This window comes from Labrys neptuniae (assembly GCF_040797145.1).
In the GTDB taxonomy this organism is placed as follows: Bacteria; Pseudomonadota; Alphaproteobacteria; order Rhizobiales; family Labraceae; genus Labrys; species Labrys neptuniae.
Genome location: NZ_JBFNQD010000001.1, coordinates 781,314 through 807,624, shown reverse-complemented (window position 1 = coordinate 807,624; position 26,311 = coordinate 781,314). Strand labels below are relative to the sequence as shown.

26 protein-coding genes and 1 riboswitch are annotated in these 26,311 nt (G+C 63.5%); of the genes, 7 read left to right on the top strand and 19 right to left on the bottom strand.

Translation table 11 applies throughout. From position 1 onward, the window contains the following. The first annotated feature begins 158 nt into the window (after window positions 1-158). Both ABXS05_RS03930 and ABXS05_RS03925 read left to right on the top strand, forming a co-directional pair. Window positions 159-2,150 (top strand): hypothetical protein, encoded by a 1,992-nt coding sequence (locus tag ABXS05_RS03930; protein WP_367622990.1) that lies wholly within the window; start codon window positions 159-161, stop codon window positions 2,148-2,150. A 216-nt stretch (window positions 2,151-2,366) separates the two neighbouring features. Further along, window positions 2,367-2,573, top strand: coding sequence for a TOBE domain-containing protein (locus ABXS05_RS03925; RefSeq protein WP_311935020.1), 207 nt, complete (start codon window positions 2,367-2,369; stop codon window positions 2,571-2,573). Between the two features lie 111 nt (window positions 2,574-2,684). Here the strand turns inward: ABXS05_RS03925 and ABXS05_RS03920 are convergent, their stop codons facing one another. From ABXS05_RS03920 to ABXS05_RS03875, 10 genes are all read right to left on the bottom strand, one after another. Further along, complete coding sequence (locus tag ABXS05_RS03920) at window positions 2,685-3,368, bottom strand: pentapeptide repeat-containing protein (RefSeq protein WP_311935018.1); 684 nt, start codon at window positions 3,366-3,368, stop codon at window positions 2,685-2,687. Window positions 3,369-3,396: 28 nt separating this feature from the next. Continuing rightward, complete coding sequence (gene lexA, locus ABXS05_RS03915) at window positions 3,397-4,119, bottom strand: transcriptional repressor LexA (protein ID WP_068296091.1); 723 nt, start codon at window positions 4,117-4,119, stop codon at window positions 3,397-3,399. A gap of 112 nt (window positions 4,120-4,231) precedes the next feature. Continuing rightward, window positions 4,232-5,452, bottom strand: a complete 1,221-nt coding sequence (locus ABXS05_RS03910; protein WP_311935013.1) for a molybdopterin molybdotransferase MoeA — start codon at window positions 5,450-5,452, stop codon at window positions 4,232-4,234. Next, the gene (moaC, locus tag ABXS05_RS03905; RefSeq protein WP_311935011.1) at window positions 5,449-5,952 is read right to left on the bottom strand and encodes a cyclic pyranopterin monophosphate synthase MoaC; all 504 of its coding nucleotides are present in this window, start codon (window positions 5,950-5,952) and stop codon (window positions 5,449-5,451) included. The genes ABXS05_RS03910 and moaC overlap by 4 nt, the downstream gene beginning before the upstream one ends. Continuing rightward, window positions 5,949-6,752 (bottom strand): indole-3-glycerol phosphate synthase TrpC, encoded by an 804-nt coding sequence (gene trpC, locus ABXS05_RS03900; protein ID WP_311935009.1) that lies wholly within the window; start codon window positions 6,750-6,752, stop codon window positions 5,949-5,951. Before trpC ends, moaC begins: the two co-directional genes overlap by 4 nt. A gap of 5 nt (window positions 6,753-6,757) precedes the next feature. Then, window positions 6,758-7,768 (bottom strand): anthranilate phosphoribosyltransferase, encoded by a 1,011-nt coding sequence (gene trpD / locus ABXS05_RS03895; RefSeq protein WP_311935008.1) that lies wholly within the window; start codon window positions 7,766-7,768, stop codon window positions 6,758-6,760. Further along, a complete protein-coding gene (locus tag ABXS05_RS03890; protein WP_367623429.1) occupies window positions 7,768-8,394 on the bottom strand; it encodes an anthranilate synthase component II in 627 nt (208 codons plus the stop codon). Before ABXS05_RS03890 ends, trpD begins: the two co-directional genes overlap by 1 nt. Window positions 8,395-8,599: 205 nt before the next feature. Continuing rightward, a complete protein-coding gene (locus ABXS05_RS03885; RefSeq protein WP_367622989.1) occupies window positions 8,600-9,079 on the bottom strand; it encodes a hypothetical protein in 480 nt (159 codons plus the stop codon). Between the two features lie 18 nt (window positions 9,080-9,097). Further along, window positions 9,098-10,609 carry an anthranilate synthase component I gene (gene trpE, locus ABXS05_RS03880; RefSeq protein ID WP_367622988.1) on the bottom strand — a complete coding sequence of 504 codons (1,512 nt, stop codon included), beginning with the start codon at window positions 10,607-10,609 and terminating at the stop codon, window positions 9,098-9,100. 9 nt (window positions 10,610-10,618) lie between these two features. Further along, a complete protein-coding gene (locus ABXS05_RS03875; protein ID WP_311934997.1) occupies window positions 10,619-12,514 on the bottom strand; it encodes a peptidylprolyl isomerase in 1,896 nt (631 codons plus the stop codon). Window positions 12,515-12,879: 365 nt separating this feature from the next. On the opposite strand from ABXS05_RS03875, the gene tpiA reads away from it, so the two are divergent. Together tpiA and ABXS05_RS03865 are read left to right on the top strand one after the other, a co-directional pair. After that, window positions 12,880-13,641: a triose-phosphate isomerase gene (tpiA, locus tag ABXS05_RS03870; RefSeq protein ID WP_311934995.1), complete on the top strand. Its 762-nt coding sequence runs from the start codon at window positions 12,880-12,882 to the stop codon at window positions 13,639-13,641. A 47-nt stretch (window positions 13,642-13,688) separates the two neighbouring features. After that, window positions 13,689-14,108 carry a GNAT family N-acetyltransferase gene (locus ABXS05_RS03865; RefSeq protein ID WP_311934993.1) on the top strand — a complete coding sequence of 140 codons (420 nt, stop codon included), beginning with the start codon at window positions 13,689-13,691 and terminating at the stop codon, window positions 14,106-14,108. A 3-nt stretch (window positions 14,109-14,111) separates the two neighbouring features. On the opposite strand, the gene ABXS05_RS03860 is transcribed toward ABXS05_RS03865, so the two are convergent. The 6 genes from ABXS05_RS03860 to ABXS05_RS03835 form a co-directional block, all read right to left on the bottom strand. Beyond that, a complete protein-coding gene (locus ABXS05_RS03860; protein WP_311934991.1) occupies window positions 14,112-14,960 on the bottom strand; it encodes an ABC transporter permease in 849 nt (282 codons plus the stop codon). 11 nt (window positions 14,961-14,971) lie between these two features. Continuing rightward, window positions 14,972-15,853: an ABC transporter permease gene (locus tag ABXS05_RS03855; RefSeq protein ID WP_311934990.1), complete on the bottom strand. Its 882-nt coding sequence runs from the start codon at window positions 15,851-15,853 to the stop codon at window positions 14,972-14,974. Then, a complete protein-coding gene (locus tag ABXS05_RS03850; RefSeq protein ID WP_311934988.1) occupies window positions 15,850-16,911 on the bottom strand; it encodes an ABC transporter ATP-binding protein in 1,062 nt (353 codons plus the stop codon). Before ABXS05_RS03850 ends, ABXS05_RS03855 begins: the two co-directional genes overlap by 4 nt. 130 nt (window positions 16,912-17,041) lie before the next feature. After that, window positions 17,042-18,226 (bottom strand): extracellular solute-binding protein, encoded by a 1,185-nt coding sequence (locus tag ABXS05_RS03845; RefSeq protein ID WP_367622987.1) that lies wholly within the window; start codon window positions 18,224-18,226, stop codon window positions 17,042-17,044. A 22-nt stretch (window positions 18,227-18,248) separates the two neighbouring features. Next, the gene (locus ABXS05_RS03840) at window positions 18,249-18,992 is read right to left on the bottom strand and encodes a FadR/GntR family transcriptional regulator (protein ID WP_367622986.1); all 744 of its coding nucleotides are present in this window, start codon (window positions 18,990-18,992) and stop codon (window positions 18,249-18,251) included. 123 nt (window positions 18,993-19,115) lie between these two features. After that, window positions 19,116-19,823: an ArsR/SmtB family transcription factor gene (locus tag ABXS05_RS03835; RefSeq protein ID WP_367622985.1), complete on the bottom strand. Its 708-nt coding sequence runs from the start codon at window positions 19,821-19,823 to the stop codon at window positions 19,116-19,118. A gap of 78 nt (window positions 19,824-19,901) precedes the next feature. On the opposite strand from ABXS05_RS03835, the gene ABXS05_RS03830 reads away from it, so the two are divergent. Next, window positions 19,902-21,338 carry an MFS transporter gene (locus ABXS05_RS03830; protein WP_367622984.1) on the top strand — a complete coding sequence of 479 codons (1,437 nt, stop codon included), beginning with the start codon at window positions 19,902-19,904 and terminating at the stop codon, window positions 21,336-21,338. A 1-nt stretch (window position 21,339) separates the two neighbouring features. Here the strand turns inward: ABXS05_RS03830 and ABXS05_RS03825 are convergent, their stop codons facing one another. Further along, complete coding sequence (locus tag ABXS05_RS03825) at window positions 21,340-22,290, bottom strand: LysR family transcriptional regulator (protein ID WP_311934978.1); 951 nt, start codon at window positions 22,288-22,290, stop codon at window positions 21,340-21,342. Between the two features lie 190 nt (window positions 22,291-22,480). Here ABXS05_RS03825 and uraD point away from each other — a divergent pair, with 190 nt between their 5' ends. Continuing rightward, window positions 22,481-23,020, top strand: coding sequence for a 2-oxo-4-hydroxy-4-carboxy-5-ureidoimidazoline decarboxylase (gene uraD, locus ABXS05_RS03820; RefSeq protein ID WP_311934976.1), 540 nt, complete (start codon window positions 22,481-22,483; stop codon window positions 23,018-23,020). 140 nt (window positions 23,021-23,160) lie between these two features. Further along, window positions 23,161-24,498 carry an MFS transporter gene (locus ABXS05_RS03815; RefSeq protein WP_367622983.1) on the top strand — a complete coding sequence of 446 codons (1,338 nt, stop codon included), beginning with the start codon at window positions 23,161-23,163 and terminating at the stop codon, window positions 24,496-24,498. A 96-nt stretch (window positions 24,499-24,594) separates the two neighbouring features. Here the strand turns inward: ABXS05_RS03815 and ABXS05_RS03810 are convergent, their stop codons facing one another. Further along, on the bottom strand, window positions 24,595-24,963 hold the full coding sequence (locus tag ABXS05_RS03810; protein ID WP_367622982.1) for a hypothetical protein: 369 nt from the start codon (window positions 24,961-24,963) through the stop codon (window positions 24,595-24,597). 28 nt (window positions 24,964-24,991) lie between these two features. Next, window positions 24,992-26,110 carry a 2'-deoxycytidine 5'-triphosphate deaminase gene (locus tag ABXS05_RS03805; RefSeq protein WP_367622981.1) on the bottom strand — a complete coding sequence of 373 codons (1,119 nt, stop codon included), beginning with the start codon at window positions 26,108-26,110 and terminating at the stop codon, window positions 24,992-24,994. A 91-nt stretch (window positions 26,111-26,201) separates the two neighbouring features. Next, window positions 26,202-26,281, top strand: a riboswitch (SAM riboswitch). The last annotated feature ends 30 nt before the right edge of the window (window positions 26,282-26,311 follow it).

Below are 26,311 nucleotides of genomic sequence, written 5' to 3'. Positions count from 1 at the left end.
CTGGCTTGAAAATATTTTCATGGAGATCGAGTAAAGCCATCGCATGGATACCAGACGTCATGTATGCTCGCGATCGTTCTCACTGCCAAGCCGATAAGGTGAAGTGGCTTGGATGTCAGGTATTCCATCGCTAACTGAGCGCAGGCCAGGAATTCTCCATGAGCAACATTGTACTTCCAACCGGTATCACCCATGACAGCGTTTTCGCGACGGGTGCAGCAGGAAGCACCTACAAGGTAAATTTGGATTCCTACATTATTTCCGCCGACAGTCTGGGGCTCCAGCTCGACGGCGGCCCCTGGACTGTAACGATCAATGGCGGGGTTAGCGGCCTGCAAGGAGACGGCCTTGCCGTGAACGCGCCGCCCACGAGCACCCTTGTAACGACAAAGGTCAATGTGGGAACGGAAGGCTCCATCTACGGTTCCCTCTACGGCATCGGGACAAATGCGGCCTTGGATGTCGCGAATTCAGGAATTATCCGAGGGGATGCGGGGGCCATCTATTACGTCGGCGATTCAGGCAGCAATCTCTATTCCAACGCAAAAATCTCCGTAAAGAATCTGGCAGGCGCGACCATTTCTGGTGGCGATTTCGGAATCTATAATAACAGCGCTGCGACATTGACGGTGACGAACGCCGGGACGATCTCTACGGATAGCGGTTATGCCATTCGGTCCGGCGGGCTTGGCAGCATTACCAACAGCAAGCTGATTCAAGGCGACATCGGTCTCTTTGGCGGGGCTCCGCTGAATTCCCTGGGAGTCCCGACCGCCGGCAATACCGTCACCAATACCGGAGAGATCGATGGTTCGATCCTGATCAACGAAGGCAAGAATGTCGTTACGAACTCGGGCATTGTAATCGGCAATGATCAGCTCCTGACTTTCGCAGACGATACTCAGCGGGATGTCCAGGTTTCGATAGGCCTTTGGCAAGGCAACAGTACCATCAAGAACTCAGGAAAGTTGTACGGAACGATACTTGGAAGTTTGGGAGCCGACGTCATAAGCAATACGGGGTTGATCGTCGGCGACACGGCCTATGGCTACGATGCTGGAAGCGAACAGTATTTCCAGGGCGCGTTGGACCTCGGTGCCGGCAATGACAGCCTTACCAACGGCAAGGAGATCGATGGCGCCGTCTGGCTGGGTACGGGAGATGATACGGCGACCAACACCGGCGTGATCTACGGTTTCATCTCGGCTGGCAACGGCAACGACAAGATCACCAATTCGGGCAGCGTCGACGGCATCGATCTGGGCGAGGGGGTCAACACCCTCACCAACAGCAAGACGATCTATAGGGGTGTCTATGGTGGCGATGGCGGTAATACCATCACCAACAGCGGTACCATCTACGGCAATGTCCAGACCGGAGCTGGCAACGACAAGTTCACCGAGTCCGGTGCCGGTCTGGTGACCGGCGACTTCTATTTGGGGGCGGGCAACGATACCTTTGTCGGTGGTGCCAGTGTCGAATATGTCCACGATCAGGCCGGCAACGACATCTATGGCCTCGGTGCGGGCAATGACGTCTATTTTGCCTCGAACGATGGCGGTACCGACAAGGTGGATGGCAGCACCGGGATCGACGTCTTCACTGTCGATCCCGCTACGACCGACCCGCTCAATATCAATCTGGGCATCACGGCGGCTCTCGGCCTGAATGCTCAGACCGCAACCTTCGGCACATCCGGCGGCAGCGAGAATGTGAAAGGCTTCGAGATCGTGTGGGGCACCGCCGGCAACGACACCATCGTCGGCGGAGCGATAGCGGAAACACTGCACGGCAATGACGGCAACGACATTATCGCCGGCGGCGTTGGAGCCGACATCCTTTGGGGGGAGGGCGGCAACGACATCTTCAAACTGCTGGGCGTCAAGGACAGCGGATTGACCCGTGCGGCAACCGACACGATCATGGACTTCACCCAAGGCGAGGACAAAATCGACCTCAGTTTTCAGGAGTTCCACAGCCTGATCGCCAATAGCGATTTCACCGGCTCGTCGGGTGAACTGCGTTATATCTTCCAGGGTGGGCAGACCATGCTGCAGGGCGATATAAATGGTGACAAGAAGGCGGATTTTCAGATCGCGATCCAGGGCACGGTCAATTTGCAAAGCAGCGACATCATCGGCCTCACCTGAGCGTTGGCTGCATCGCGTCTGAGCGAGAAGGTGGCGGCCCCATGGGCCTCCGCCCGCAATTTTCGGGGTAACGATCGCGCGTTTTGAGGCGGTTACCCCGATCGTACCCGCCGTCTGGAAGGGGCCACCGCCACGCTAATTTCACCAGTATTTGCCGGTGGACATTGCTTCAGGAATGATGATGATCGCGTCTTTCGCGTCGCCAAGGGAAGTTTCATGAAAATCAGCGCCCGCAACCAGATCAAGGGCACGATCAAGAGCGTGACGAAGGGGCAGACGACCTCCCACATCCAGCTCGAGGTCAACGGCACCATCATTACTGCGTCGATCACCAATGAGGCCGTCGACGACCTCAATCTCAAGCCCGGCCAGAATGCCTATGCCGTCATCAAGGCCTCAGACGTCATGATTGCTGTCGACTGACCTGTCTTCCCGGTTCATGACGACCTTCGGCGGTGCTCGGGCGAATAGTGGTTCGAGCACTCCTGGTTGCCTGGTGTCGAGCGGATTAGCCTGCGAATTCCGGAGGTTCTCTCAGGCAATCCGCAAGCCCAGTTCGGCCAGCAATTGGCCGGCCTGGCCTTTCGAGATCGTGGCGCCCTTGAAATAACGGGTGTCTGCCAGCTTCAGCCCGCCGAGATCGGCACCGCGCAAGTCGGCACCCTCGAAGCGAGCATCGACAAGATTGGCATCACGCAGACTGCATTCCTCGAAGATCGCCTCGCGAAAATCACATTGGCGCAAATCGGCCTGGGTGAAGTCGAGGCGACGCAGCACGCTCTTCCGGAAGGAAAAGGCCGGCAGCTTGGCCGACATCAGCAGAACTTCCTCGAAAACCAGCCCCAGCCCCGAGGTTTCGGAGAGGTCCGCCCCGGTCAGCTTGCAACCGGTAAAAGCCGTCGAGGCCGCCTTGGCGCGCCGGAAGCTGGTATTGCTGTAATCACCGGTGCGGAACGCCGCTTCCTCCAGGTCCGTGCCACGGAAATCGGCGCCGCTCGCTTTGCAGTTGCGCCAGAGTGTATTGGCAAGCCTGGCGCCGACCAGCTTGGCGTTTCTGAGCCTGCAGCGCTCGAAGGCCCAATGAGAGAGATCGAGACGCGAAAGATCGCACTCCTCCATCTCGCAATCGACGAGGGAATGCGGAAGCTTCGCCGCGAGCAGGTTTTCGACATCGCGGCGCCGCAAGCTGCAGTTCGCGATCGCGCGAAGCGCGTTCATAGCCGGCAAGCCACGATGTCGGCCACGCTCAATAGCGACGGAACAAACCGACCAGCTTGCCCTGGATCTGCACCCGGTCGGGCCCGAAGATACGGGTTTCATAGGCCGGATTGGCGGCCTCCAGTGCGATGGAGGCTCCGCGCTTGCGCAGGCGCTTGAGTGTCGCCTCCTCGTCGTCGATCAGTGCCACGACGATGTCGCCGGTATCGGCGTGGTCCTGGCGGCGGATAAGCACGGTGTCATTGTCGAAGATACCGGCTTCGATCATGGAATCGCCGCGCACTTCCAGGGCGAAATGATCGCCGGAGGACAACATTTCCGGCGTGACGCTGATGGTGTGGCTCTTGGACTGGATGGCGGAGACCGGCGTGCCGGCGGCGATACGCCCCATCACCGGGACGAGGACCGGCCGGCCGACCTCGTCGTCAATTTCAGGCCTGACGGGGCGAACCTTGCCGAGATTGCCCTCGATTACATTGGGGCGGAAACCACGCTGGGAAGAGGCGAGCGACAGGCCGCCACCGCTCGGCACCGCCGATTCGGGCAAGCGCACCACTTCCAGCGCACGGGCGCGGTTGGGCAGGCGCCGAATGAAGCCACGCTCCTCCAGCGCCATGATCAGGCGGTGAATGCCGGACTTGGACCTGAGGTCCAGTGCTTCCTTCATCTCATCGAAGGAAGGAGGCACACCCTGTTCCTTCAGGCGCTCATGAATGAACCGAAGCAATTCATGTTGTTTCTTGGTCAGCATGGCTATCCCGTCGTGGCGGCCGCGAATCACGGTGAAGGTGTAAACAAAACAAGAACAGTGCTACATGTTCCTACTGTGTTCTGCAACAATGAAGTTCAGGTTAAAGACGTGGTCAATAGCCGGCCGCACGGAGATCGATGATCTCGCAGGTCTCACCCGCCTTTGCTTCGGGTGCGAAGGGCGGCCGGATCACCAGGCAGTCGGCATGCTGCATCACGCTGACGAGCGACGAATCCTGCAGTGCCAATGGCTCTACCTTGAGGATGTCTGACGTATCGTCAAGCAGGAAGCGGGCCCGTATATAATCCTCGCGGACATCGTTGGCCGGCCAGGAGCGGGCAAAGACGGCCTTGCGGCGTGGCGGGCCGGCGTCGGAACGGCCAAGCAACGCGCGCAGCAGCGGCACCAGGAAGAGGACGCCGCAAACCACGGAGGAGACCGGATTGCCCGGCAGTCCGAGGATGTGCATGGCGCCGAGCCGCCCATGCAGCAGCGGCTTGCCTGGCCGCATCGCGATTTTCCAGAAGCCTAGCCGCATGCCTTCGCGGGTCAACGCGGTCTGGATCAGATCGTGATCGCCGACGGAGGCGCCACCGATGGTGACGAGCACATCGGCCTTTTCGGCGCGAGCTCGCTTGATGGCGGCTTCCAGGGCCGGGAAGTCGTCGCTGGCGATGCCGAGGTCGAGCACTTCGCCGCCTTCGGCCTCGACAAGGGCGCGGATGGCGAAATTGTTGGAGGCAACGATCTGGTTTTCGCCGATGGCCTGGCCGGGCAATACCAGTTCGTCGCCGGTGGCGAGGATGGCGACCTTGGGGCGGCGGTGGACCGGCAGACCAGGGTGGTTCATTGCGGCGGCGAGGGCGATATCGCGGGGGCCGATGACGGTTCCAGGCCTCAGGGCCTCACGGCCTTCGGCAAAATCCAGTCCGCGGCCCCGGATATGCTGGCCGGGCTTGGCCGTGGCCTCCAGGATGACGCGATTGCCGTCGCGCCGGGTCTGTTCCTGGATCACCACGGTGTCGGCGCCGTCAGGTACGGGCGCGCCCGTAAAGATGCGCACGGCCTGGTTCTCGCCGACCCGACCGGCATAGCCATGCCCGGCGGCAGACTCGCCGATCAATTCGAGGCTGGCTCCCTGCTTGGCGTCATCCACGCGTACTGCATAGCCGTCCATGGCCGAGGCGTTGAAACCGGGCTGGGTTCTCAGCGCGGTGATGGCGGAAGCAAGCACGCGTCCGCGCGTGGCGTGCAGTGGCACGGTTTCGACAGGAAGCGGGGTGACGCCGGCAACCACCTTGGCCAGCGCGTCCGCGACGGGAAGCAGGCTCATGGATTTTCCTCCGCATGCCAATCGCCGGATTTGCCGCCGGACTTCTCTACGAGCCTGATCGCCTCGATGCGCATGCCCCGGTCGGCGGCTTTGACCATGTCATAGATGGTCAGGCAGGCGACGGAAACAGCGGTCAGCGCTTCCATCTCCACGCCGGTCTGACCCGCGACCTTGGCTGTCGCCCGCACCGTCAGACCGGGCAGAGCGGTGTCGGGCTCGATCTCGACGGCGACCTTGCTGAGGAGCAGCGGGTGGCAGAGCGGAATGAGTTCATGGGTTTTCTTGGCGGCCATGATACCGGCGATGCGGGCCGTGGCGCGAACATCACCTTTCTTGGCATCACCCGACAAGACGAGGTCGAGCGTCTCGCGCTGCATCACCACCCGCCCTTCGGCAATTGCGGTGCGGCTCGTCACGGCCTTTTGCGAAACATCGACCATGTTCGCCTCGCCGGAGGCGTCGAGATGGGTAAGGCTAGGATTCGTATTTTGCCGGCTCATGCCGCCTGGTCCACAGACAGCAGGGCACGCGTGGCGGCGGCGACGTCGGCCTGGCGCATCAGGCTCTCGCCCACCAGGAAGGTGTTCACATCAGCCTTCTGCAGGCGCTGGACGTCGCCGGGTGTGAAGATGCCGCTTTCGCCGACCAGGAGACGATCGCCGGGCACCAGCGGCGCCAGTGTCTCGGTCGTCTCCAGGCGGGTGACAAAGTCGTTGAGATCGCGATTGTTGATGCCGATCATGCCGACATCGAGCGTGAGGGACCGCTCGAGCTCGTCGTGATTGTGGATCTCGCACAGCACGTCGAGGGACCAGTCCTTGGCGGCCGCGATCAGCGCACGGGCTTCGGCGTCGGTGACGCTGGCCATGATCACCAGGATGCAGTCGGCACCCCAGGCTCTTGCTTCCACCACCTGGTAGGGATCGTAGAGGAAGTCCTTGCGCAAGGCGGGCAGCGATACCGCCGCACGTGCCGCGGTGAGGAACTCGGGCCGCCCCTGGAAGGAGGGCTCGTCGGTCAGCACGGAAAGACAGGCCGCTCCGCCGGCTTCATAGGCGCGGGCAAGTGCCGGAGGGTCGAAATCGGCGCGGATCAGGCCCTTGGACGGACTCGCCTTCTTGATCTCGGCAATCAAAGCAGTATTGCCGGCGTCGAGCTTGGCCTGCAGAGCTCTCTGGAAGCCCCGTACGGGACTGGCGCGGTCCGCCAGCTTGATCAGCTCCGGCAGCGGGCGTGCCGCCTTCGCTGCCTCGATCTCGCGGCGCTTATAGGCTTCGATCTTCTGGAGAATGGTGGCCATGGCACTCACGCGTTGGAAATTTCAACCAAACGGTTGAGCGTTGCTAGGGCCTTGCCCTTATCGACGGATTCGCGGGCGAGGGTTACCCCATCCGCCAGGCTCGGCACGCGTCCCGCCACGAGCAGGGCAGCGCCGGCATTCAGGAGGGCGATGTCCCGATAGGGAGTCTTTTCGCCTTCGAGCACGGCCCGCAACGCCAACGCGTTGTGGGCGGCGTCGCCGCCCTTGAGATCCTCGGGTGTCGCAACGCGCAGCCCAACCTCTTCGGGCGTGATGACGCCGTGGCTGATCTCGCCGTTCTCCAGGGAAACGATCTCGGTGGGGCCGGTGGTGGTGATTTCGTCGAGCCCGTCACTGCCATGCACGGCGATGATGCGCGTCGATCCCAGGGTCTTGAGCACCTCGACCATTGGCTGCAGCCATTGGCGGGCATAGACACCGAGCAATTGCCGCTTGACGCCGGCGGGGTTGGACAGGGGGCCGAGCAGGTTGAAGATCGTGCGCGTGCCGAGTTCGACGCGGGTGGGGCCGACATGCTTCATGGCGCCGTGATGGGCTGGCGCGAACATGAAACCGACGCCCGCCAGCGTGATGCAGCGGGCGATACCCTCGGGCTTCAGCTCGATGTTGACGCCGAGCGCAGTCAGCACGTCCGCGGCACCGGATTTGGAGGAGAGGGCGCGATTGCCATGCTTGGCAACCTTCACGCCCGCGCCGGCCACGATCAGGGAAGCGGCCGTCGAGACATTGTAGGAGCCGGAGGCGTCGCCGCCGGTGCCGACGATGTCGACGGCGTCCTCGGGGGCCTCCACCGTCAGCATCTTGGCGCGCATGGCGCTGACGGCACCGGCCATCTCGTCCGGCGTCTCGCCGCGGACCCTGAGCGCCATCAGGAAGCCACCGATCTGCGAGGGCGTCGCTTGCCCGGAGAGCAGAAGGTCGAAGGCTTCAGCCGCTTCTTCGCGCGTGAGCGAACCGGCGGCAGCCTTGCCGATATAGGGCTTGAAACCGTCCATCACGCATGCTCGCTTTCGTTCCGGTTTTCCTGGGCCCGATGCTTGGCGTTCCATTCCGCCGCCAGCTCCAGGAAGTTCTGGAGGATGCGGTGGCCATGGTCCGACATGATCGACTCCGGATGGAACTGCACGCCATGCAGCGGCGCGCTCTTGTGCTGCAGACCCATGATGACGCCGTCGTCCGTCTCGGCGGTGACTTCCAGATCGGTCGGCAGGCTGTCGCGCTTGACCACGAGCGAGTGATAGCGCGTGCCCATGAACGGGCCGTTCAGACCCCGAAAGACGCCGCGGCCGCGATGATCGATCGAGGAGATCTTGCCATGCATGGGAATGGCGAGGCGCACGATGTCGCCGCCGAAAACCTGGCCGATGGCCTGGTGGCCGAGGCAGACGCCGAAGAGCGGGATCTTGTCCTTGGCCTTCTCGATCAGCTCGCAGCAGATGCCGGCTTCGGTGGGGGTGCAGGGGCCGGGCGAGAGCACGATCGCATCGGGCGCCGCGGCGATCACCTCGTCCGCGCTGACCTTGTCGTTGCGATGAACCGTGACGGTGCAACCCAGCTGGCCGAGATAATGCCAGAGGTTCCAGGTGAAGCTGTCATAATTGTCGATCAGCGTCACGGTCATGGAACGGTCTGTCGTCACGGCTCTAGCCTCCTTTGGAGCCATCACGACTAGGCGTCAGGAGGCAGCGGGTCAAGCGGTTCCCCGGTGCAAGGCGTGTTTTGGCAGAAACACCCCTCGTCTCTAACTCCTTGTTCGGATGCATGTTTGCGATTCGAGGCATTGCGTCGTCCGGCAAAGCGCTTCAGCTGTGCGAAACGCTGGGAAGTTAAGGCCGACGCAGGCGCATGCCATGTTTCTTGCCATAGGCGCAGGCGAACACCTCCAGCAGGATGAAAAGCGCGAGATTGCGGCCCACTACGGGCTCGAAATAGTCCGAGGCCAAGGTCATGCGCGAGGCGATCATCTGCACGGTGTTCCCGAACAGCTCCAGCCTCTCCAGGCCATAGGGCAGGAGCGCGCCCAGACCGGCGAAGACGGCCATGTAGATCAGCGAGGCGAGCGAGGAGATCAGCCAGATACCGAAACCATAGTCGGCATAGGGGGCAGAGCGCTCGCTCTCGAAGAGCCAATGGAAGAAGAAGATGCCATAGGCGGCGCCCAGGGCAGGCAGGGCGATCGCCAGCATCAAGGCGATGGCCTGCAAGCCGCCTGGATAGAGGTAGAGATAGAAGTCGGCGAAGAGCACGACATAGGCGGCCCCGAAGGTCAGCAGGGCTGATCGCCGGGCGCCGGGCCACTTAGCCATGGATGTCGTCCGCCCGCCTTACTGTCCCCGTCCGGGCTGGCCGGCGAAGCGGACGGCTTCTTCGGCAGCGCGGAACAGAGCCTTGGCCTTGTTGACGCATTCGGCATGCTCGCTCGCGGGCACGCTGTCATAGACGATGCCCGCGCCGGACTGGACATGCATGGTGGCGTCCTTGACCAGGGCCGTGCGCAGCACGATGCAGGTATCCATCTGGCCATCCGCACCGAAATAACCGATGGCGCCGGCATAGAGGCCGCGCTTGTCCCTTTCGAGCTCGTCGATGATCTGCATGGCGCGGACCTTGGGCGCGCCCGAGACAGTACCGGCCGGAAAGCCCGCTGCCAGCGCATCGAGCGCGTCGTGGCCCGGGCCGATGCTGCCCTCGACATTCGAGACGATGTGCATCACATGGCTGTAGCGCTCGATGAAGAAGCGATCGGTTACCGTGACGCTGCCGACGGCCGAGACATGGCCGACATCGTTGCGGCCGAGGTCGAGCAGCATGAGATGTTCGGCCAACTCCTTGGGATCGTTGAGCAGCGATTCGGCCAGCGCATCGTCCTCGGTCTTGGTCTTGCCGCGTGGGCGCGTGCCGGCGATGGGCCGGACCGTCACCTTGCCCTCACGCAGCCGGACCAGAATCTCCGGGCTGGAGCAGACCACCGAAAACCCGTCGAGCTGCAGGTAGACCAGGAAGGGAGCCGGGTTGATGCGGCGCAAGGCCCGATAGAGCGAGAAGGGTGGCAACTGGAACGGCGCGCTGAAGCGCTGAGACAGCACGACCTGGAAGATGTCGCCGGCCTTGATGTACTCCTTGGCGCGGGCCACCATGGCCAGGTAGTCGGCTTCGGCGGTGTTGGAAACCTGCTGGGCGTGCAGGGCGTCGAGATCGACGGTCTCGGCAAGCTTGGGTGTCGGGCGGTCCAGGCCGTCGACGATGGTCATCAGCCGCTGTTCGGCGCGCAGATAGGCCTGCTTGGCCGTGACATCGGCTTGTGGGCGCACCGGCGTCACGGCCGTGATGGCGTCGCGCACCGCGTCGAACACCACCATCAGGGTGGGGCGCATCAAGATGGCGTCGGGAACGCCGATGGGATCCGGCTTGGCGGCGGGAAGCTCCTCCACCAGTCGCACCATGTCATAGCCGAGATAGCCGAACAGGCCGGCCGCCATCGGCGGTGCACCTTCGGGCAGCTCGATCCGGCTTTCCGCGATCAGAGCCCGCAGCGTATCGAACGGATGGCCGTCCAACGTCTCGAAGGCCTGGTCCGGCAAATGGCGGTTGATCGAGGCCTGGCCGTCCTGGCAGCGCCAGATCAGGTCGGGCTCCAGGCCGATCATGGAATAGCGCCCGCGCGTAGCACCGCCTTCCACCGATTCCAGGAGGAAGGCATTGGGCCTGTCGCCCGCCAGCTTCATGAAGGCGGAAACCGGGGTTTCCAGGTCGCCCACCAGCGTCAGCGTCAGGATCTGCGCCTTGCCGGCTGCGTAGGCGGCCGAGAAGGCTTCGAAGGAAGGTTCGAGAAGCATGGTGGCGACTCAGAGGCTGCCGGTGCCGACGACACGGTCGACATTGGTCTGGTTGATGGCCACGCCGAGCTGGTCTTCGACCTTCTTGACATATTCCGTCATCAGGTCCTGGCTGATGCCGGTCGCGAGCTGCTTGGACAGCGCCTCGGTCTGCGGAGCCTTGGCATCGAGCTCGGGGATCACGTTGTCCTCGACATGGAAGATGATTCGATCGGTGCCGTTGGCGGCAAGCGCCGTTCCGAACCCCTTGAGCGGGGTGGCGAACACGGCCGTGACGACCGCCGGGGGCACGGGCTGGCTCTGGCCGTTGCGGGTGAGATCCCAGGCAGGGGTGACCTGCAGGTTCAGGCTCTTGGCGATGTCCTCGAGTGACTTGCCGCCCTGTAACTGGGTCACGAGCTCGTCGGCCTTCTCCTTGAGCTTGGCAACTTTCTGATCGGCGGTCCAGGAAGTGATCACCTCGTTCTTGGCTTCGTCGAGCGTGCGGTCGCGGGCCGGAACTACGCTGTCCAGCGAGAACCACATCAGGCCTTCGTCACGGCCGTCGACGGCTTCGGGATCGGAACCCGGTTCGGCCGTGAAGAGAGCAGGCAGGACCTGGGTGGCGAGCGGGACGGCAACCGGCTTGCCCTCGGCGTCGCGGCCCTGGGCATCGACCGGCGGCAGTGTCACGGCCTTCAGCTTGAGCTTGGCGGCGATATCCTTGAGCGGGGCGCCACCCATGCGCTCGTCTTCGATGGCGTCGCGCAGATTCTTGGCGGCCTCCGATGCGCGTTGACGTTCCAGTTCGCCGCGCAGGACGATCTTGGCGTCGATGATCTTGGTCACCTTGACGATCACGTTGGCGAGATTGCCCTGCACGGCGTCCGACGTGCCGCCTTCCTTCAGCGCGAAGGCGGCGTCCGCGATCTTCTGGTCGCTGAGCTGGCGCTTGGACACGGTGCCCAGATCGATGTCCTCGGGCTTGAGCTTGCGCTCGGTGACAAGGCCCTCGAAGGTGATCTGGCCGGAAGCGATGCGGGCGGCAGCGGCCTTGGCCTCATCCAGCGAAGGGAAGGCGATCTGTTCGACGGTGCGCTGCTCCAGCGCCGCCGAGCCGGCCTTGTCCTTGTCGACGGCGGCCTGGACATCGGCATCGGTGACGGTGGCCCGGCCGCTCAGCTCGGCCGGCGTCACGAGTATGTAGCTCAGGCTGCGCAGTTCCTTGGTGCGGAAGGCAGCCTTGTTCTCGTCGTAATAGGCCTGCAGCTTGGCGGCGTCGGGCGGAGCAATGTCACCCACGCTGCTCTGCGGCAGTACGAAATAGGACGTATTGCGCTTTTCCTGCTCGTAGCGGGCGGCAGCCTGCAGCAGAGCTTGCGGGACTGGGCCGCCGGCCGTCAGGCCCTGGTCGATCTGGCCGCGGACATAGACCTCGCGTTGACGCGCAAAGAACATCTCCTCGTTCATGCCGTTGTTTTCGAGCATCTGGCGGAAGGCATTGGCGTCGAAGACGGGCGGCTTGCCGGGAACGGAGACCTGGAAGTCGGGATCGTTCATCACGGTCCGAACCATGGCTTGAGGGTCGAGGCCGAGCCCAAGCTTGGCGGCCTGGACGTCCATGGCCTTTTCCGAGATCAAGCCGTTGAGAACCTGCTTGTCGATGCCGAAGGTGCGGGCGATGTCGGGGGTGACCGCCTTGCCGGTGGCTCTGGTGATCTGCAAGGTCCGCGAGCGATAGGCTTCGCTATAGGTGTTGGCGGAAATGGCAGATCCGCCAACCGTGGCGACATCGGAATTGCTGCGCCCCTGCAGCCAGCCTTCGACACCCCATAAGGCGAAGCTGCCGCTCAGGAGGAACATGACCCCCGCCGTGATGATCTTGGCGGGTCCCTTGGTCATAACTTCGCGGAATGAGCTCAGCATCGGTGTCTTGGTTCCATCAAGGCAAAGAGATTTTCCAGGTCCGTCTCGGAGAACCCGGGAAACCCCGCATCGTTTCTACGCTGCTTCGGGGCCGCATGAACGCTCCGGTAAGGGCGCGGCGCACGAAAAGCGGCGCATCATAGGGACGAGCACGTGGCGTCGCAATGGCGCGGCCATGGGTTTCTTGCGACACCCACGCCTTGCTCCATGGGAACGAGGTTGCTAAGCACGCCAGATGAAGTCGGCGCATCGAGGGCGGCCCAAGCAGAGTTTCCCGGCGCAGGCCTCGACAGGCGACAGGATTTCCGAGCCCGCCCTGCCGAGCAGTCTCGGCAATCCTGTTTGACAGAAAGAGGATCAGCAAGATGACAGCAAACCGGCCGCGCCCGCTCGTCGCTGGCAATTGGAAGATGAACGGCCTCACCAAGGGGGTCACCGAACTCGATGCCATCGCGACCGGTGTCGCGGCCGGCGAAGCCGGTGCCGCCGAGGTGCTGGTCTGCCCGCCCTTTACGCTGGTGTCCCGCTTTGCGGCGCAGGCAGCAGGGCAGCATATCAAGATCGGGGCACAGGATTGCCACGCCAAGCCTTCGGGCGCCCATACCGGCGACATCTCCGCCGAGATGCTGAAGGATGCCGGCGCGACCTATGTCATCGTCGGCCATTCCGAGCGTCGCACCGATCACGGTGAGACGGATGCGACGGTCAAGGCCAAGGCCGGGGCGGCTCTGCGCGCCGGCCTGGTTGCCATCGTCTGCATCGGCGAGACCCGTGCGGAACGCGAATCGGGCAAGGCCCTGGATGTGGTGGGCAGCCAGCTTGCGGGCTCCCTGCCGGCGGGTGCCAATGCTGCCAATACCGTGATCGCCTACGAGCCCGTCTGGGCGATCGGCACTGGCCTGACGCCCACGGCGGCTGATGTGAAGCAGGTGCACGATTTCATCCGCGCGCGCCTGGTGGAAGCCCTCGGTGAAGAAGGCAATGGCGTTCGAGTGCTTTATGGCGGTTCGGTCAAGCCCTCCAATGCAGCCGAGCTGATGGGCGTCGACAATGTCGATGGCGCGCTGGTGGGCGGTGCCTCGCTCAAGGCCGAGGATTTTCTCGGCATCGCCTCCGCCTATCGTTGACGAACATCCGCATCCGCAAGGCGGAGGGGGAGCGGGATTTGAGCTTCATGCTCGGTCTCGGACACCGCCTTGCGGCTGTCATCGAAACCGAGTTGCACGAACAGGCCGACATTCGGGCGTTCCAGGATGCCTTTTCCGCTGCCAATCTCAGCGAGCCCGAGCTAGGAAGCCTGAGCCTGATCGCCGAGGATGCCGTCGGTGTCGGTCTCGGATTCCTGCATGCCCTGCCGGGGACTGACGGCATAACCGGCCGGGAGATCGGCTATGTGGCCCTTCTGGCCGTCACCGAGGCGGCCGAGGGCATGGGCGCGGCCAGGCAGTTGCTCGCTGCAGCAGAGGACTGGGCACGGCAACAGGGCTATGCCGCCTTGTCCCTCGACGTCTTTGCCAGCAATCATCGCGGCCGGCTTTTCTATGAAAAGAACGGTTTTGCCACCGAAGCCTTGAGGCTGGTCAAGAAACTGTAGGCCTCAGCGGGCAGGGGCTTTCTTTACCCGCGTCACCATCTGGGTCGGGTTGATGAAGCGAAGGGCGATGACCAGCCAGACCAGCGTGCTCAGCATGTAGATGACGGCCATGGCATCCACGGATTGCGGCGCCCTGACCCCGGACGCCGTCACGGCGGCATAGAGTGAGACGACCAGCGTCTGGCTGTCGGAGCCGGCGATCAGGAAGGTCAGCTCGAACATCGCGATGGTGCGCACCAGCACCAGGAGCAGGGCCGCGAGCGCTCCCGGCAGCAGCAGCGGGATCAGCACATGCCGGAACACCGAGCTGGTGCGGGCGCCGAAGACCCGCGCTGCCGCTTCCAGGCGCGGATCGATCTGCTCGACAAAGGGAATCATCACCAGGATGACGAAGGGCAGGGCAGGCACGAGGTTGGCGATGATCACGCCGGCCAGGGTACTGCCGAGCCCTGCCTTGTAGAGAACCGTCGTCAGCGGAATGCCATAGGTGACGGGGGGCACCAGCAAGGGCAACAGGAACAGCAAGGTCACCAGTTTCTTGCCGGGAAAATCGCGTCGCGCCAGGGCATAGGCGGCGGGAATGCCGATCACGGCGGATAGCAGCACCACGCCGAAGACGACCTGGAAGGTGACGAGGAGCACGCCGCCAAGCTGGAACTCCTCCCAGGCCGAATCGTACCAGCGCGCGGTCCAGCCCTGCGGCAGCCAGGTGCCCAGCCAGCGCGTCGAGAAGGAACTGACGATCACCGCCGCGATCACGGCAAGAAGATTGATCACGAAGAAGATGGTCAGCGCCCATACGGCCGTGGACCACAGGCGTTCGGAAAGCGGGCGGGAAATTCGATGGACCATGACCCTGTCTCCTAGCCTTTGCCGCCGCCGGCGGGCCCGCGATAGGCCAGGGAGCGAAGGCCGAGCACGATGGCGATGACGACCAGCAGGATCGCACCCATGATCATGGCGATCGCCGAGGCCATCGAATAGTCGTAGAGCTCGGTAGCGGCCTGATAGGCCGGAATGGTGATGACCCGGGTCGGCCCTGCCGGGGCACCGAGCATCACGGCCGAGGGATAGACCGAGAAGGCCTGCACGAAGCTCAGGCAGAAGGTCACGGCGAGGCCGGGCAGCAACAGCGGCAGGAAGACATGGCGAAAGCGCGCGGCCGGCCTGGCGCCCAGCGTTGCCGCCGCATTCTCCAGGGCCGGGTCGATGCCGGTGACATAGGAGAGCGTCAGCAGGAAGGTGAACGGAAAGCCGGTGATCACCAGCGACAGGAACACGCCCCAGTAATTGTGGACCAGCTTGACCGGGCCAATACCCACCAGGATGAGGGCCCGGTTGAACCAGCCCTGCGGCCCGAGATAGTTGAGCAGCCCCTCGGCCACCAGCACCGTGCCGAGTGTGATCGGCAGCACCAGGATGGTGGTGAGCAGGCGCTGATTGTCGAGCAGGCGGACCCGGAAGGCCACCGGTATGGCGGCAAGCAGGTTGAACAGAGTGGCCGGCACCGCGATCCACAGGGTAGTGGCGATGGTACCGTAGAGCGCGGGATCGCTGAAGAAGGTAATGTAATTGCCGAAGGTCGAGCCATCCTTGGGCTGGAACGACAGCCACAGCCCATAGAAGAAGGGATAGATGAACAGGGCCAGCAGGAACAGCACGGCCGGCAGGGCGAGCAGCGTCACGCCGTCGATGCCGCGTGCGGCGAGGCGTGCCTTCAGGCCGGGGGCAGGCAGGGCGCTCATCGCGCCGCCTCGTTGAAGATCAGCACGCGTGACGGATCGGCCTTCAGATGAACCTGCTCGCCCGGCCGCATGCGCTGACGCGCCCTGAAGAAGAGCTCGTTTCCGGCCGGTCCCCTGGCCGCCCCGAAGAAGGCGTGGCCACGATATTCGCAGATCTCCACCAGGGCGGGGATCCCCTGTTCGCCGGCAATTAGATCGTCCGGGCGAATGGCCGCGATCGCGCTCGGTCCGGCCAGCTCTTCGCGGGCAATGCCCTCGATCCGTTCGCCGGCGATCTCCAGCGTCACCTCGTCAGGGGAGGACGAGACGATCGAACCCGGCAGGCGATTGCGGAACCCCATGAACTCCGCGACATCCAGCGTCGCCGGTCGTTGGTAGAGATCCTCCGGCGTGCCGATCTGGCGGATCTCGCCGTCGCGCAGCACGATGATGCGGTCGGCCAGCGAAAGCGCCTCGTCCTGGTCGTGGGTGACATAGAGGGTGATCGAACCGAGGCCGGCATGGATGCGGCGGATTTCCTGGCGCATTTCAAGCCGGAGCTTGGCGTCGAGATTGGAAAGCGGCTCGTCCATCAGCACGAGGGGCGGTTCGACCGCGATAGCGCGGGCGATGGCAACGCGCTGCTGCTGCCCGCCCGACAACTGGCCTGGCAGCTTGGTGGCCTGGTCGGTGAGCCTGACCGTTGCCAGCGCCTCGCCGATGCGCGCCGAGGCCGGCCCGCGCGGCACGCCGCGCATGCGCAGGCCGAAGCCGACATTCTCCCTGACGCTCATATGCGGAAACAAGGCATAGTTCTGGAACACCATGCCGAAGCCGCGATCTTCCGGACCGAGCGTATCGATGCGCCTGTCGTCGAGCCAGATCGAGCCGCGCGTGGTCGGGAGCAGGCCGGCGATGCAGTTGAGCGCGGTCGACTTGCCGCAGCCCGAAGGGCCGAGCAGGGCGATGAATTCGCCGCGTTGAACCGTAAAGGACAGGTCCTTCAAGGCGTTCATGGCGCCGAAGTCACGCCCGACCTTGTCGAGTTTCAAATGGCTGAAATTGCTCAGGGCTGACATCGAACCTGCCGCTGTACCGAGTGGGGTGAAAGCGGGGAGGCCAGGCCAGATCCTCGATGAGGATCGTAGACCTTCCCCGCAAAGAGCGAAGCCGAGTCCTTCTCGGCTCGAATCTCACTTGGCCCGGATTTCACTTGGTTTTGGCAGCACCGATCTGCTTGTCCCACATGTTGAACGCCACCACCATCTTGGCGGGATCCAGCGGGAGTTCGGTGGGAATATCGGTAATCAGCTTTTCATATTCCGGCCTGCCGAACTCGGCGATGGCAGCCTGGCTCTCCTCGGGTGCCATGGACAGCGTGACGTTCTTCACGGCCGGCCCCGGATAGAAATAGCCCTCGTCATAGGTGTAGGCCTGCTGCTCCGGCTTCAGCATGAAACTGATGAGGTCGAGCAGCACTGCAACCTTTTCCGGAGCGAGGCCCGTGGGAATGCAGGCATAATGTGCATCGGTGACCCAGTGGAAGCCCTTCAGGGTCGAGATCGCGGCACTCTTGGGCACCACGCCGAGCACACGTGGATTGATGTCCCAACCGGTGGTAGACACCGTCATGTCGCGTGAGCCCTCGCCGAACTCCTTCATGGTCGCGCCCGTGCCGGTGGGATAATATTCGATGGCCTCCCCCAATTCCTTCAGATAGGCCCAGGTCTTCTCCCAGCCATTGACGGGATCCTTCGGATCCTTGTCGCCGAGGATGTAAGGCAGGCCCATCAGGAAGGTGCGCCCCGGCCCGGAATTGGCGGGACGGGCATAGATGAAGCGGTTCGGGTTGACCTTGGCATAGGCCAGCAATTCCTCCGCCGTGTTCGGCGGCTGCGAGACGCGCTCGGGTGCATATTCGAGCAGCGGGCCGGATGGATAGTAGGAGACCACGACGCCGGCCCCGTTGGCCAGCCCCTGCATGCGGGCGGCCGGGGCGAGCAGGACGTCATCGAGCTTGGGCAGCGCCGAAGCGAGATCCGGCAGGAGCGGCACCCAGATCTTCTGGTCGAGACCGGCGGACAGCGCGTCCGTGCCGGTGAGGACGAGATCGATGTCGACCCGGCCGGCATCCTGCTGGGCCTTGAGCTTGCCGGGAAGATCCGGTGCCGGAGCCTTGGTGAAGCTGATCTTCGACACCAGTTCCGGCTTGGCCTTGGCGTAGTTCTGGATGGCCTTCTGGGTGAGGGCGAGATTGCCGGCGACATCGACGACGTTGAGCGTGACGGGCGATTTCGGCAGGGCCGGGGTTTCCGCTCTGGCGCCGGCAATGCCGAGGGCCGCAAAGCCGATACCGGCGCCGAGTGCCTGGCGGCGGGTTATCCGAGCAGTCATGACATCCTCCCATTCTTGATTTTCAGCGGCGGGTCGTGCCGCCAGTGGCGTTCCTCGTGTGTGTCGTCGTGCCGTCTTCCGCGGCATCCATCAGGAAATAGGTTTCGACATTGGCGATATGGGCCTGCATGGCCTGGCGCGCGCCGGGACCATCACCCGCGGTGATGGCGTCTCGAATGGCCTGGTGATCGGCCATGTTGGTCCGCAGCTTGGTGGAGTTCTTGGTCAATTCGCCCAGCCGGTCGAAAATGCGCCCGCGCATGTCGCCCCACAGGAGCTCCATCGTCCGGGTGAGAACCGGATTGCCCGTGGCTTCGGCAATGCCCAGATGGAAGGCGCGATCGGCTTCGAAAGAGTCTTCGCCCTTCAGGGATTCCTGCCGGTACCAGGCTAGGGCCTGGTCGAGACGCTCGATGTCCGCCGGCCTGGCCATCTCGGCGGCGGTGGCTGCGATCTCGCCCTCGATGACGCGGCGCGCCGCGAGCAGATCGAAGGCGCTTGGGCCGGCATCGCCGAGTTCGCCGGCGCGCGGCGACCCGTCGGAGACATAGCTGCCCGTACCCGTCTTCACCTCGACGAAGCCGGAAATCTCCAGCGCGATCATCGCTTCGCGCACCACGGGCCGGCTGACACCCAGCTTGCGGGCGAGGTCCCGCTCGGCAGGAAGGCGCGTGCCCGGCGGCAATTCGCCCGAGCGGATGAGCCCGACGATCTGCTCGGCAACCTGTTGAAACAGTCTCTGCGACGCCACGGCCTGAAACGGCATGGTCTTGCCTCGCCGGTCATTCTGTTCGCTTCGAACCTATCACCGGCAGCTCAACATTCAAGTGGCTAGGTGGCCTGACCACATGGCCCAAAGACAGGCATCCATGTTCCGTGACAGGAAGCCCTACGCTGCCAGGCTCGACACGGGATCGATGCCGAGCTGTCGCCTGAGCTCGATCCAGCCTCTGGGCGTGACCTGCACCGCCCGTGATTCCCTGCTGCGGCGCAGCCATCCCAGCTTGCACATCGTGCTCAGCAGATGGACGCCGAGGGGGCCGGCAAGGTGATGGCTGCGCTCGGTCCAATCGAGACATTGGCGCGCGAGTCCCCGTGCGGTGGGTTTCAGCGTTGCGACATCGACGCCGATCGAACCGAACCAGGCGTTGCCGCTGGCCGTGATGCGAAACTGCTTGTCGGCGGCCGGAACGAGATAGCCGTGCTCGACCAGGCCCTGGGTTACTGCCACACCAACCTGTCCTGCCAGATGATCGTAGCAACACCGGCAATGCCGCAATTCGCGCGCTTTGCCACTCATCGCCTTGCGGCGGATTGGCTGCTCCGGTCCGAGCACGGAAAGGTGTTCCAGTGCCTCGGCGACGTCGCCACCCGCCAGACGATAATAGCGATGGCGCCCTTCCGTCTCGACGGCGAGGAGGCCACCGGCAAGCAGCTTGGCCAGATGGGAACTCGCCGTCTGCGGCGCGATGCGGGCGGCATAGGCCAGTTCGCCAGCCGGCAGGGCGCGGCCATCGAGCAGGGCGGTCAGCATCAGCGCACGGGCGGGATCGGCGATCAGCGAGGCAGTGGCGGCAAAATCGGGGATCTCAGGCATGGCGTCCTCATTCTGGAGTGACTATGCACCAATCCGATATGGCATGCTTCGATACCGGCCGAAGCATTCGATGCAAACATGGCGGTAAGAAGGGCCTCCAGCCTATGGAGATTGCCCGGCATGGAATGCATGCACGCGTCGAACCCATCGCACTTGCGCCTGCGCCATCGGAACCTGGCTCTGGTGACATTGTGCTTGGCCGTGCTGATTGCCCAGGTGGATACGGCTGTCGTGAACCTTGCAGTCCGCCGGATCGGGCAAGCCTTCTCATCCGGACTCGACGCGCTGCAATGGGTCGTGGACGGCTATAATCTGGTTTATGCGGTCATGCTGCTGACGGGTGGTTTGCTGGCCGATCTCAAGGGGCGCCGCCTGATCTTCATGGCCGGTGCCGCAATTTTCACCGCAGCATCGCTTCTATGCGCTTTCTCCCCCACGATCGGCGTGCTGATTGCGGCGCGGGCGACAGCCGGCCTCGGGGCGGCGCTGCTGATGCCGTCGTCATTGGCGATCCTGCGCGTCATGTGGCCCGATCAGGCCGAGCGGGGACGGGCCTTGGGGATCTGGGCAGCCTGCAACGGTGTCGCGATGGCGATCGGCCCGACCCTTGGCGGCGCCCTGCTGCATGCCTTCGGCTGGCCAAGCATCTTCCTTGTCGTCGTGCCGATCGGCCTTGCCGCCCTGGTCCTTGCCGCCCTGGTCATCCCTGAATCAGCTGATCCGCAGGAGCGGCATTTCGACGGGGGTGCACAGGCTTTCGGTGCGGCGGCACTCGGCGGTTTTGCCTTCGCTGCCATCGCAATGCGCGAGATGCCACCAGTCGCCCTGATAGCCGCCTTTCTCGCCATGGTTTCCCTGTTTTCTTTTATAACCATCGAGCGAAGACATGGCCATAGGGCGATGGTTCCACTTGATATTTTCGAAAACACAACCTTTCGTGGTACCGTTACGGCAACTGCCGGCATGACCTTCGGCATGTATGGCACCCTCTTCCTGCTGCCGCTGTTCTGGCAAGAAGCTGGACGGCTCAGCCCGGCGATGGCGGGCCTTGCTTTGATGCCGATGGCCGCGGTGTTTGTCCTGGTTTCGCCCTTCTCCGGCTTTCTGGGCCGAAGGATCGGTACGCGCATGATGACCGGCGGCGGAGTGGCCATCATCGGTTGCGGCCTGTTGTCGATCGCGGCAGGCGCCCATCATGTCTCGATCCTGCCGGCCGAAATTGGTCTGGCCTTCACCGGCCTCGGCATGGGGATGGCGACCGGGCCCCTGATGGGGGAGGCGGTGGGCGCGGTCGCATCGGCGCGGGCCGGCACGGCTTCGGCGATCATCAACGTGCCGCGCATGGTGGGGGCGACGGTCGGCGTTGCCGTCCTCGGCTCGCTCTATGCCGTTCTCGGCGGTGGGGCGGCCGGATTGGCCGGCGCCATGACCATGGGCGGGCTGGTGCAGATTTTCGCCGCTGCGTCGGCTTGGCGAGCGGCTGCCTTGCGTAAACCCGCCGGCCGACGGGCATAACCTAGGCCTGCGGCTCCGACCTGGTGGGGCGGGTGGCGTCGATGCTGCTGCGCGAGCGGGCCATGAGGTCGCGCAGCCAGCGATGGGCCGGAGCGTGATGCGACCGCTCATGCCACAATTGATAGAAGGTCATCGCCGGAAAGCGGATCGGTGAGTTGCGGATCGCCAGGGGAAGGAATGCCGAGAAATAACGCGCGAAATGGCGGCTCGTCGTGAAGATGAGATCGGATTCAAGCAGCAGATAAGGTGCCATGCCGAAATAGGACAGGGCCACGGTTCGCTCGCGAACGAGGCGCAGGCGACTCAGATGAGTTTCGACCAGACCGCGATGGGCGACCGAATAGGACACCGGCACGATATGGGCCGCGGCAAGATAGTCGGCCTGGGTGATCGGGCCATGGGCCAGCCGGTGCTGGGCGCCCATGACGCAGACGACCTCGTCCTCGAGCAGGACGGATCGGCGCAGATAGTTCGGCGGTGACGGCCAGTTGCCGATCACCGTGTCGATCTCTCCCTTGGCCAGGGCGCTCTCGAAGTCGAAATCGGGGCCCAGCGCCCGGATGACGAGCCGCACATTCGGCGCCTCGCGCCGGGCGGCTGCGATGACATCCCCCAGAAAGATGGGAGCGAGGTAATCGGGGGATGCAATGGTAAAGCTGTGATTGCTCGCCGATATGTCGAAAGGCGCGGTATCCTCCGCCAGGGCTTCGGCGTCCATCAGCAGCGCCTGGATACGGGGCAGGATCGTCAGAGCACGGTCGGTCGGCACCATTCCGCCGCGTCCGCGCATGAGCAACTGGTCGCCGAAATGCTCGCGCAGCCGGCCCAGGACGAGGCTGACCGCGGGTTGCGACATCTCCAGGCGCACGGCGGTACGCGATACACTGCGTTCGCTCATCAGGATGCAGAAGACGCGAAGCAGGCTGAGATCAACCAACGCATCTTTTTTCATTCATCGTTCCCCGTTCAGGGTTGGCATCCCGGGTTCGCCTCGTCGATGTCGGCCTACTATTATTCGATTTTTCTAATATTGATCATTCATCTCATCAAATTGACCTAATATCTGTCAAGGCGCATGCTTTTTCTCATGGGAATTCGGAAATCCCGCCAAAGAACAACGATGAATCCCGTGGAGCGGCGCCTTGATCGATCTGATGAGCCTGAATGCGGCGAGCCGCGAGGCGTTCACCACCCGGCTGGGACCGGTTTTCGAGAATTCCCGTTGGGTGGCTGAAGCCGTGTGGTCGCGCAGGCCGTTCGACACCATCGAGAACCTGCATGCTGCGATGATGGCGGTTGTGCTCGGCCAGGACGAGGCCAGCATCGCAGCCTTCCTCAACGCGCATCCCGATCTCGCCGGTCGCGAGGCCAAGCAGGGCACGATGACGGCGGAATCGGTGGAGGAGCAGGGAACGGCAGGGCTCGATCGGCTCAGTGCTTCGGAAGTCACCGAGATGGACGAGTTGAATCGCAAATATCGCGCTCGCCATGGCTTCCCGTTCATCGTCTGCGTGCGGCACTACACCAAAGTCGGGATTTTTGCCGAGTTCCGCCATCGCATCGCGCGCCGCAGCGACGACGAGCGGCGCGAGGCGCTGCGGCAGATCGGCTTCATCAGCCGCTATCGGCTGGATGCCTTGTTCCATCGCGAAGCCATGCAGGCCGTAGCGCCCGCCGCCTGACGACGAAAGGTGCCGTCCTTGGACGGGCCCGACGGGCGTGCTGCTGCCGGCTTCGAGGTGGTGCGTTGAATATTGGTGGCGGCGGATCGAAGATCGCCGTCGCAAAGCCGGTCAATCAATAAGATATCTGGGAGAAAACCATGACCGCGAATGCGATGATCGAGCCGGGAGGCGCGATCACGGAAGCTACCTCTCCGCAGGTGGAGGCGCTCTACAAGAAGGTGATCTGGCGCCTGCTTCCCTTCCTGATGTTCCTGTGGGTGCTGGCGTGGATCGACCGCGTCAATGTCGGCTTTGCCAAGCTGACCATGCTCCAGGACCTGCAGTTCAGCGAGACGGTCTATGGCCTCGGCGCTGGTGTGTTCTTCCTCGGCTATTTCTTCTTCGAAGTGCCGAGCAACATGCTGCTCGAGCGGATCGGCGCCAAGCGGACGCTGGCTCGCATCACCATCGGCTGGGGCATCATCTGCGTCTTGATGATGTTCGTCACCAAGCCCTGGCAGTTCTATAGCCTGCGCTTCCTGCTCGGCGTGTTCGAGGCCGGCTTCTACCCCGGCGTCATCCTCTATCTCACTTATTGGTTCCCGTCGCTGCGCCGCGCCAAGGTCTTCGGCCTGTTCATGTCGGCCTCCGCCCTGGCCGGTGTCCTGGGCGGTCCGGTGGCTGGCACCATCATGACCCAGCTCGGCGGCGTGAACGGCTGGGCAGGCTGGCAGTGGGTGTTCCTGCTGGAAGGCATTCCGTCCATCCTGGCCGGCCTGGCGACCCTCTATTATCTGACCGACAAGCCCGAGCATGCCCATTGGCTGAGCGCCGACGAGCGCCAGCTGCTGATCGGCGATCTCGAGCGTGACCGCCAGGCGCTCGGCCATCGCGAGCACGGCGTGTTGCAGTCGCTGAAGAACCCGATCGTGTGGAAGTTCATTGCCATCTTCTTCTGCATCATCATGGCCAATTCCGCGCTGACCTTCTTCGGCCCCACCATCGTGCGGGAAGTCGGCTTTACAAATCCGGCCACGGTGGGCTGGATCATGGCGGCGATCTATGCCTGCGGCGCCGCCGGCATGATCTCCAACGGCATCCATTCCGACCGTGCCAATGAAGTGCGCTACCATTGCGGCCTGGCGGCTCTGGCCGGCGCGGTCGGGCTCACCGTCCTCGGCTTCGTGGTGCCCGGCAGCGCGCCGATCGCCTTGCTGGCCCTGGGGTTGGCCGTGGTCGGCACCATGTCGGCGATCCCGGTGTTCTGGCAGATGCCCAACCACTTCCTGGCTGGTTCGGCTGCCGCCGTCGGTATCGCCCTGATCAATTCGGTGGCCAATCTCGCCGGCTTCGGCGCTCCCTATCTGATGGGCTATCTCAAGGATGCCGGTGCCATATCGAACGGCCTGTGGATCGTCGCAGTGGTCGAGGCGGCCACCTTCCTGCTGATCGTGAAATTCGTTGCGCCCTTCGAACGGCGCTCGAAGCCGGCCTGAGTCCTCCCAGAGCCGGAAACTCGTGAAGGGCGGCCCGGCGAGCCGCCCTTTTTTTCTTGGCTGTTTGCCGGATGCCTCAGGTGCCTGTGCCGACCTTCACTTACGCTTGACCTGCGGTCTCACGGCAAGGAATTCGACCTTCGCCGCGCCGCTCTTGAACTTTCGCGCGGCGCCCTCGCAGATGCCGGGTCCATAAGTCTGCGGGGTCGAGGAGAACTGCTCGTTGCCCGTGACATTGGCCAGTGGGCGGTTGCGCAGGGCAACCATCGCCCGCTCGAACTTGGCCCTTTTATCAGGCCGGATCTGAAATTGAGCGGGACAATCCCGAACGATCCGAAAGGAGAAGGCAGCAGCGCCGATTTCCTCGCAACTGAAGCCTCCGAAGCACTCCATCGCTCGCGCCTGCGCAAGCGGGAACAGCAAGACACAAAGTGCGGCAGTGGTCGCGACGACAGAGTTCTTCATGGCACCACCCTTGCGCCGGCATCGCGACTTACCGGAAATGCTTCGACAGTTTCAGCGCCTGGCCCTGATAGTTGGAGTTGAGGCCGGACCCGTAGAGGATCTGCGGGCGTTCGAGCATGCGTTCATAGATCAGGCGCCCGACGATCTGGCCGTCCTCGACGATGAAGGGAACTTCGCGCGACCGCACTTCGAGTACGGCCCGCGCTGCCTCCATGCCGTCGGGCGAGTAGCCAAAGCCTGGATCGAAGAAGCCGGCGTAATGCACCCGGAATTCGCCCACCAGCGGGTCGAACGGCACCATTTCGGCGGCGAATTCCGGCGGCACATGCACGGCTTCCTTGGAGGCCAGGATGTAGAACTCATCCGGGTCCAGGATCATGTCGTTCTTGCCGCGATGCGGGATCGGCTCCCAGAAATCGAGAAGATCGCAGGCCGCGCGCTTGTCGACGTCGATCACGGCGGTATGGCGCTTGGCGCGATAGCCGATGATGCCGTCGCCGAAGCCGGTGAGGTCGACGGAGACGGCGACGCCGCCGGCAATGTCCGGATCGGGCGAGGAGACCAGGCCCATGCGGCGCTGCAATTCGCGCAAGGCGGCATCGTCGATGCGGGCTTCGCCGCGGCGGAAACGGATCTGGCTGAGGCGCGATCCCGTCCTGACCAGCACCGGGAAGGTGCGGGGGCCGATCTCGGCATAGAGCGGGCCGTCATAGCCGGCTTCGACCTGGTCGAAGGCGCGGGCATGGTCGGTGATCACGCGGGTGAAGACGTCGAGGCGGCCGGTCGAGCTCTTGGGATTGGTGGAGGCGAGAACGCCATCCGGCATCTTCAGGCTTTCGAGCAGGGGCACGATGTAGACGCAGCCCGTCTCCAGCACGGCCCCGTTGGTCAGGTCGATCTCGTGCAGAGCGAGGTCGGCGATGCGCTCGGCGACCGTGCTGCGCGGACCGGGCAGGAAGCTTGCCCGCATGCGATAAGCCTTGGCGCCCAGGCGCAGGTCGAGGCTGGCCGGCTGGATCTGGTCCGTGGCCAAGGGCTGCTCGATGCGGACGGCGCCCGCCTCGACCAGGCCGGCAATCGCCTGTGAGGGCAGGATGCCATGGCTATGCAGAAGGCCTGGGGAGTGCAGGAGGTTCGAGGACGGCATGGCTCTCGCTTTTTGCTGCCAGTTTTGGCGTATCTTGGTCTTGCTAGACGAAACCATGCATTGACGCCATCGGGGAGTAGGGCTACTCAACAGTCTTCGTCGTGGTGGATTTGGGCCGGCCGGCTTGCAGCCACGTAAAACAACTCGCTAAAGGGCCGTGGGAAAGAGCGCTGGCGCTCGACTTGCGGCTGTTCAGGATTG

Excerpts from the sequence above, each read along its gene's own strand:
- ABXS05_RS03930 (WP_367622990.1), top strand. The coding sequence starts at position 159 with ATGAGCAACATTGTACTTCCAACCGGTATCACCCATGACAGCGTTTTC.
- ABXS05_RS03925 (WP_311935020.1), top strand. The coding sequence starts at position 2,367 with ATGAAAATCAGCGCCCGCAACCAGATCAAGGGCACGATCAAGAGCGTG.
- ABXS05_RS03920 (WP_311935018.1), bottom strand. The coding sequence starts at position 3,368 with ATGAACGCGCTTCGCGCGATCGCGAACTGCAGCTTGCGGCGCCGCGAT.
- lexA (WP_068296091.1), bottom strand. The coding sequence starts at position 4,119 with ATGCTGACCAAGAAACAACATGAATTGCTTCGGTTCATTCATGAGCGC.
- ABXS05_RS03910 (WP_311935013.1), bottom strand. The coding sequence starts at position 5,452 with ATGAGCCTGCTTCCCGTCGCGGACGCGCTGGCCAAGGTGGTTGCCGGC.
- moaC (WP_311935011.1), bottom strand. The coding sequence starts at position 5,952 with ATGAGCCGGCAAAATACGAATCCTAGCCTTACCCATCTCGACGCCTCC.
- trpC (WP_311935009.1), bottom strand. The coding sequence starts at position 6,752 with ATGGCCACCATTCTCCAGAAGATCGAAGCCTATAAGCGCCGCGAGATC.
- trpD (WP_311935008.1), bottom strand. The coding sequence starts at position 7,768 with ATGGACGGTTTCAAGCCCTATATCGGCAAGGCTGCCGCCGGTTCGCTC.
- ABXS05_RS03890 (WP_367623429.1), bottom strand. The coding sequence starts at position 8,394 with ATGACCGTGACGCTGATCGACAATTATGACAGCTTCACCTGGAACCTC.
- ABXS05_RS03885 (WP_367622989.1), bottom strand. The coding sequence starts at position 9,079 with ATGGCTAAGTGGCCCGGCGCCCGGCGATCAGCCCTGCTGACCTTCGGG.
- trpE (WP_367622988.1), bottom strand. The coding sequence starts at position 10,609 with ATGCTTCTCGAACCTTCCTTCGAAGCCTTCTCGGCCGCCTACGCAGCC.
- ABXS05_RS03875 (WP_311934997.1), bottom strand. The coding sequence starts at position 12,514 with ATGCTGAGCTCATTCCGCGAAGTTATGACCAAGGGACCCGCCAAGATC.
- tpiA (WP_311934995.1), top strand. The coding sequence starts at position 12,880 with ATGACAGCAAACCGGCCGCGCCCGCTCGTCGCTGGCAATTGGAAGATG.
- ABXS05_RS03865 (WP_311934993.1), top strand. The coding sequence starts at position 13,689 with ATGCTCGGTCTCGGACACCGCCTTGCGGCTGTCATCGAAACCGAGTTG.
- ABXS05_RS03860 (WP_311934991.1), bottom strand. The coding sequence starts at position 14,960 with ATGGTCCATCGAATTTCCCGCCCGCTTTCCGAACGCCTGTGGTCCACG.
- ABXS05_RS03855 (WP_311934990.1), bottom strand. The coding sequence starts at position 15,853 with ATGAGCGCCCTGCCTGCCCCCGGCCTGAAGGCACGCCTCGCCGCACGC.
- ABXS05_RS03850 (WP_311934988.1), bottom strand. The coding sequence starts at position 16,911 with ATGTCAGCCCTGAGCAATTTCAGCCATTTGAAACTCGACAAGGTCGGG.
- ABXS05_RS03845 (WP_367622987.1), bottom strand. The coding sequence starts at position 18,226 with ATGACTGCTCGGATAACCCGCCGCCAGGCACTCGGCGCCGGTATCGGC.
- ABXS05_RS03840 (WP_367622986.1), bottom strand. The coding sequence starts at position 18,992 with ATGCCGTTTCAGGCCGTGGCGTCGCAGAGACTGTTTCAACAGGTTGCC.
- ABXS05_RS03835 (WP_367622985.1), bottom strand. The coding sequence starts at position 19,823 with ATGCCTGAGATCCCCGATTTTGCCGCCACTGCCTCGCTGATCGCCGAT.
- ABXS05_RS03830 (WP_367622984.1), top strand. The coding sequence starts at position 19,902 with ATGGCGGTAAGAAGGGCCTCCAGCCTATGGAGATTGCCCGGCATGGAA.
- ABXS05_RS03825 (WP_311934978.1), bottom strand. The coding sequence starts at position 22,290 with ATGAAAAAAGATGCGTTGGTTGATCTCAGCCTGCTTCGCGTCTTCTGC.
- ABXS05_RS03815 (WP_367622983.1), top strand. The coding sequence starts at position 23,161 with ATGACCGCGAATGCGATGATCGAGCCGGGAGGCGCGATCACGGAAGCT.
- ABXS05_RS03810 (WP_367622982.1), bottom strand. The coding sequence starts at position 24,963 with ATGAAGAACTCTGTCGTCGCGACCACTGCCGCACTTTGTGTCTTGCTG.
- ABXS05_RS03805 (WP_367622981.1), bottom strand. The coding sequence starts at position 26,110 with ATGCCGTCCTCGAACCTCCTGCACTCCCCAGGCCTTCTGCATAGCCAT.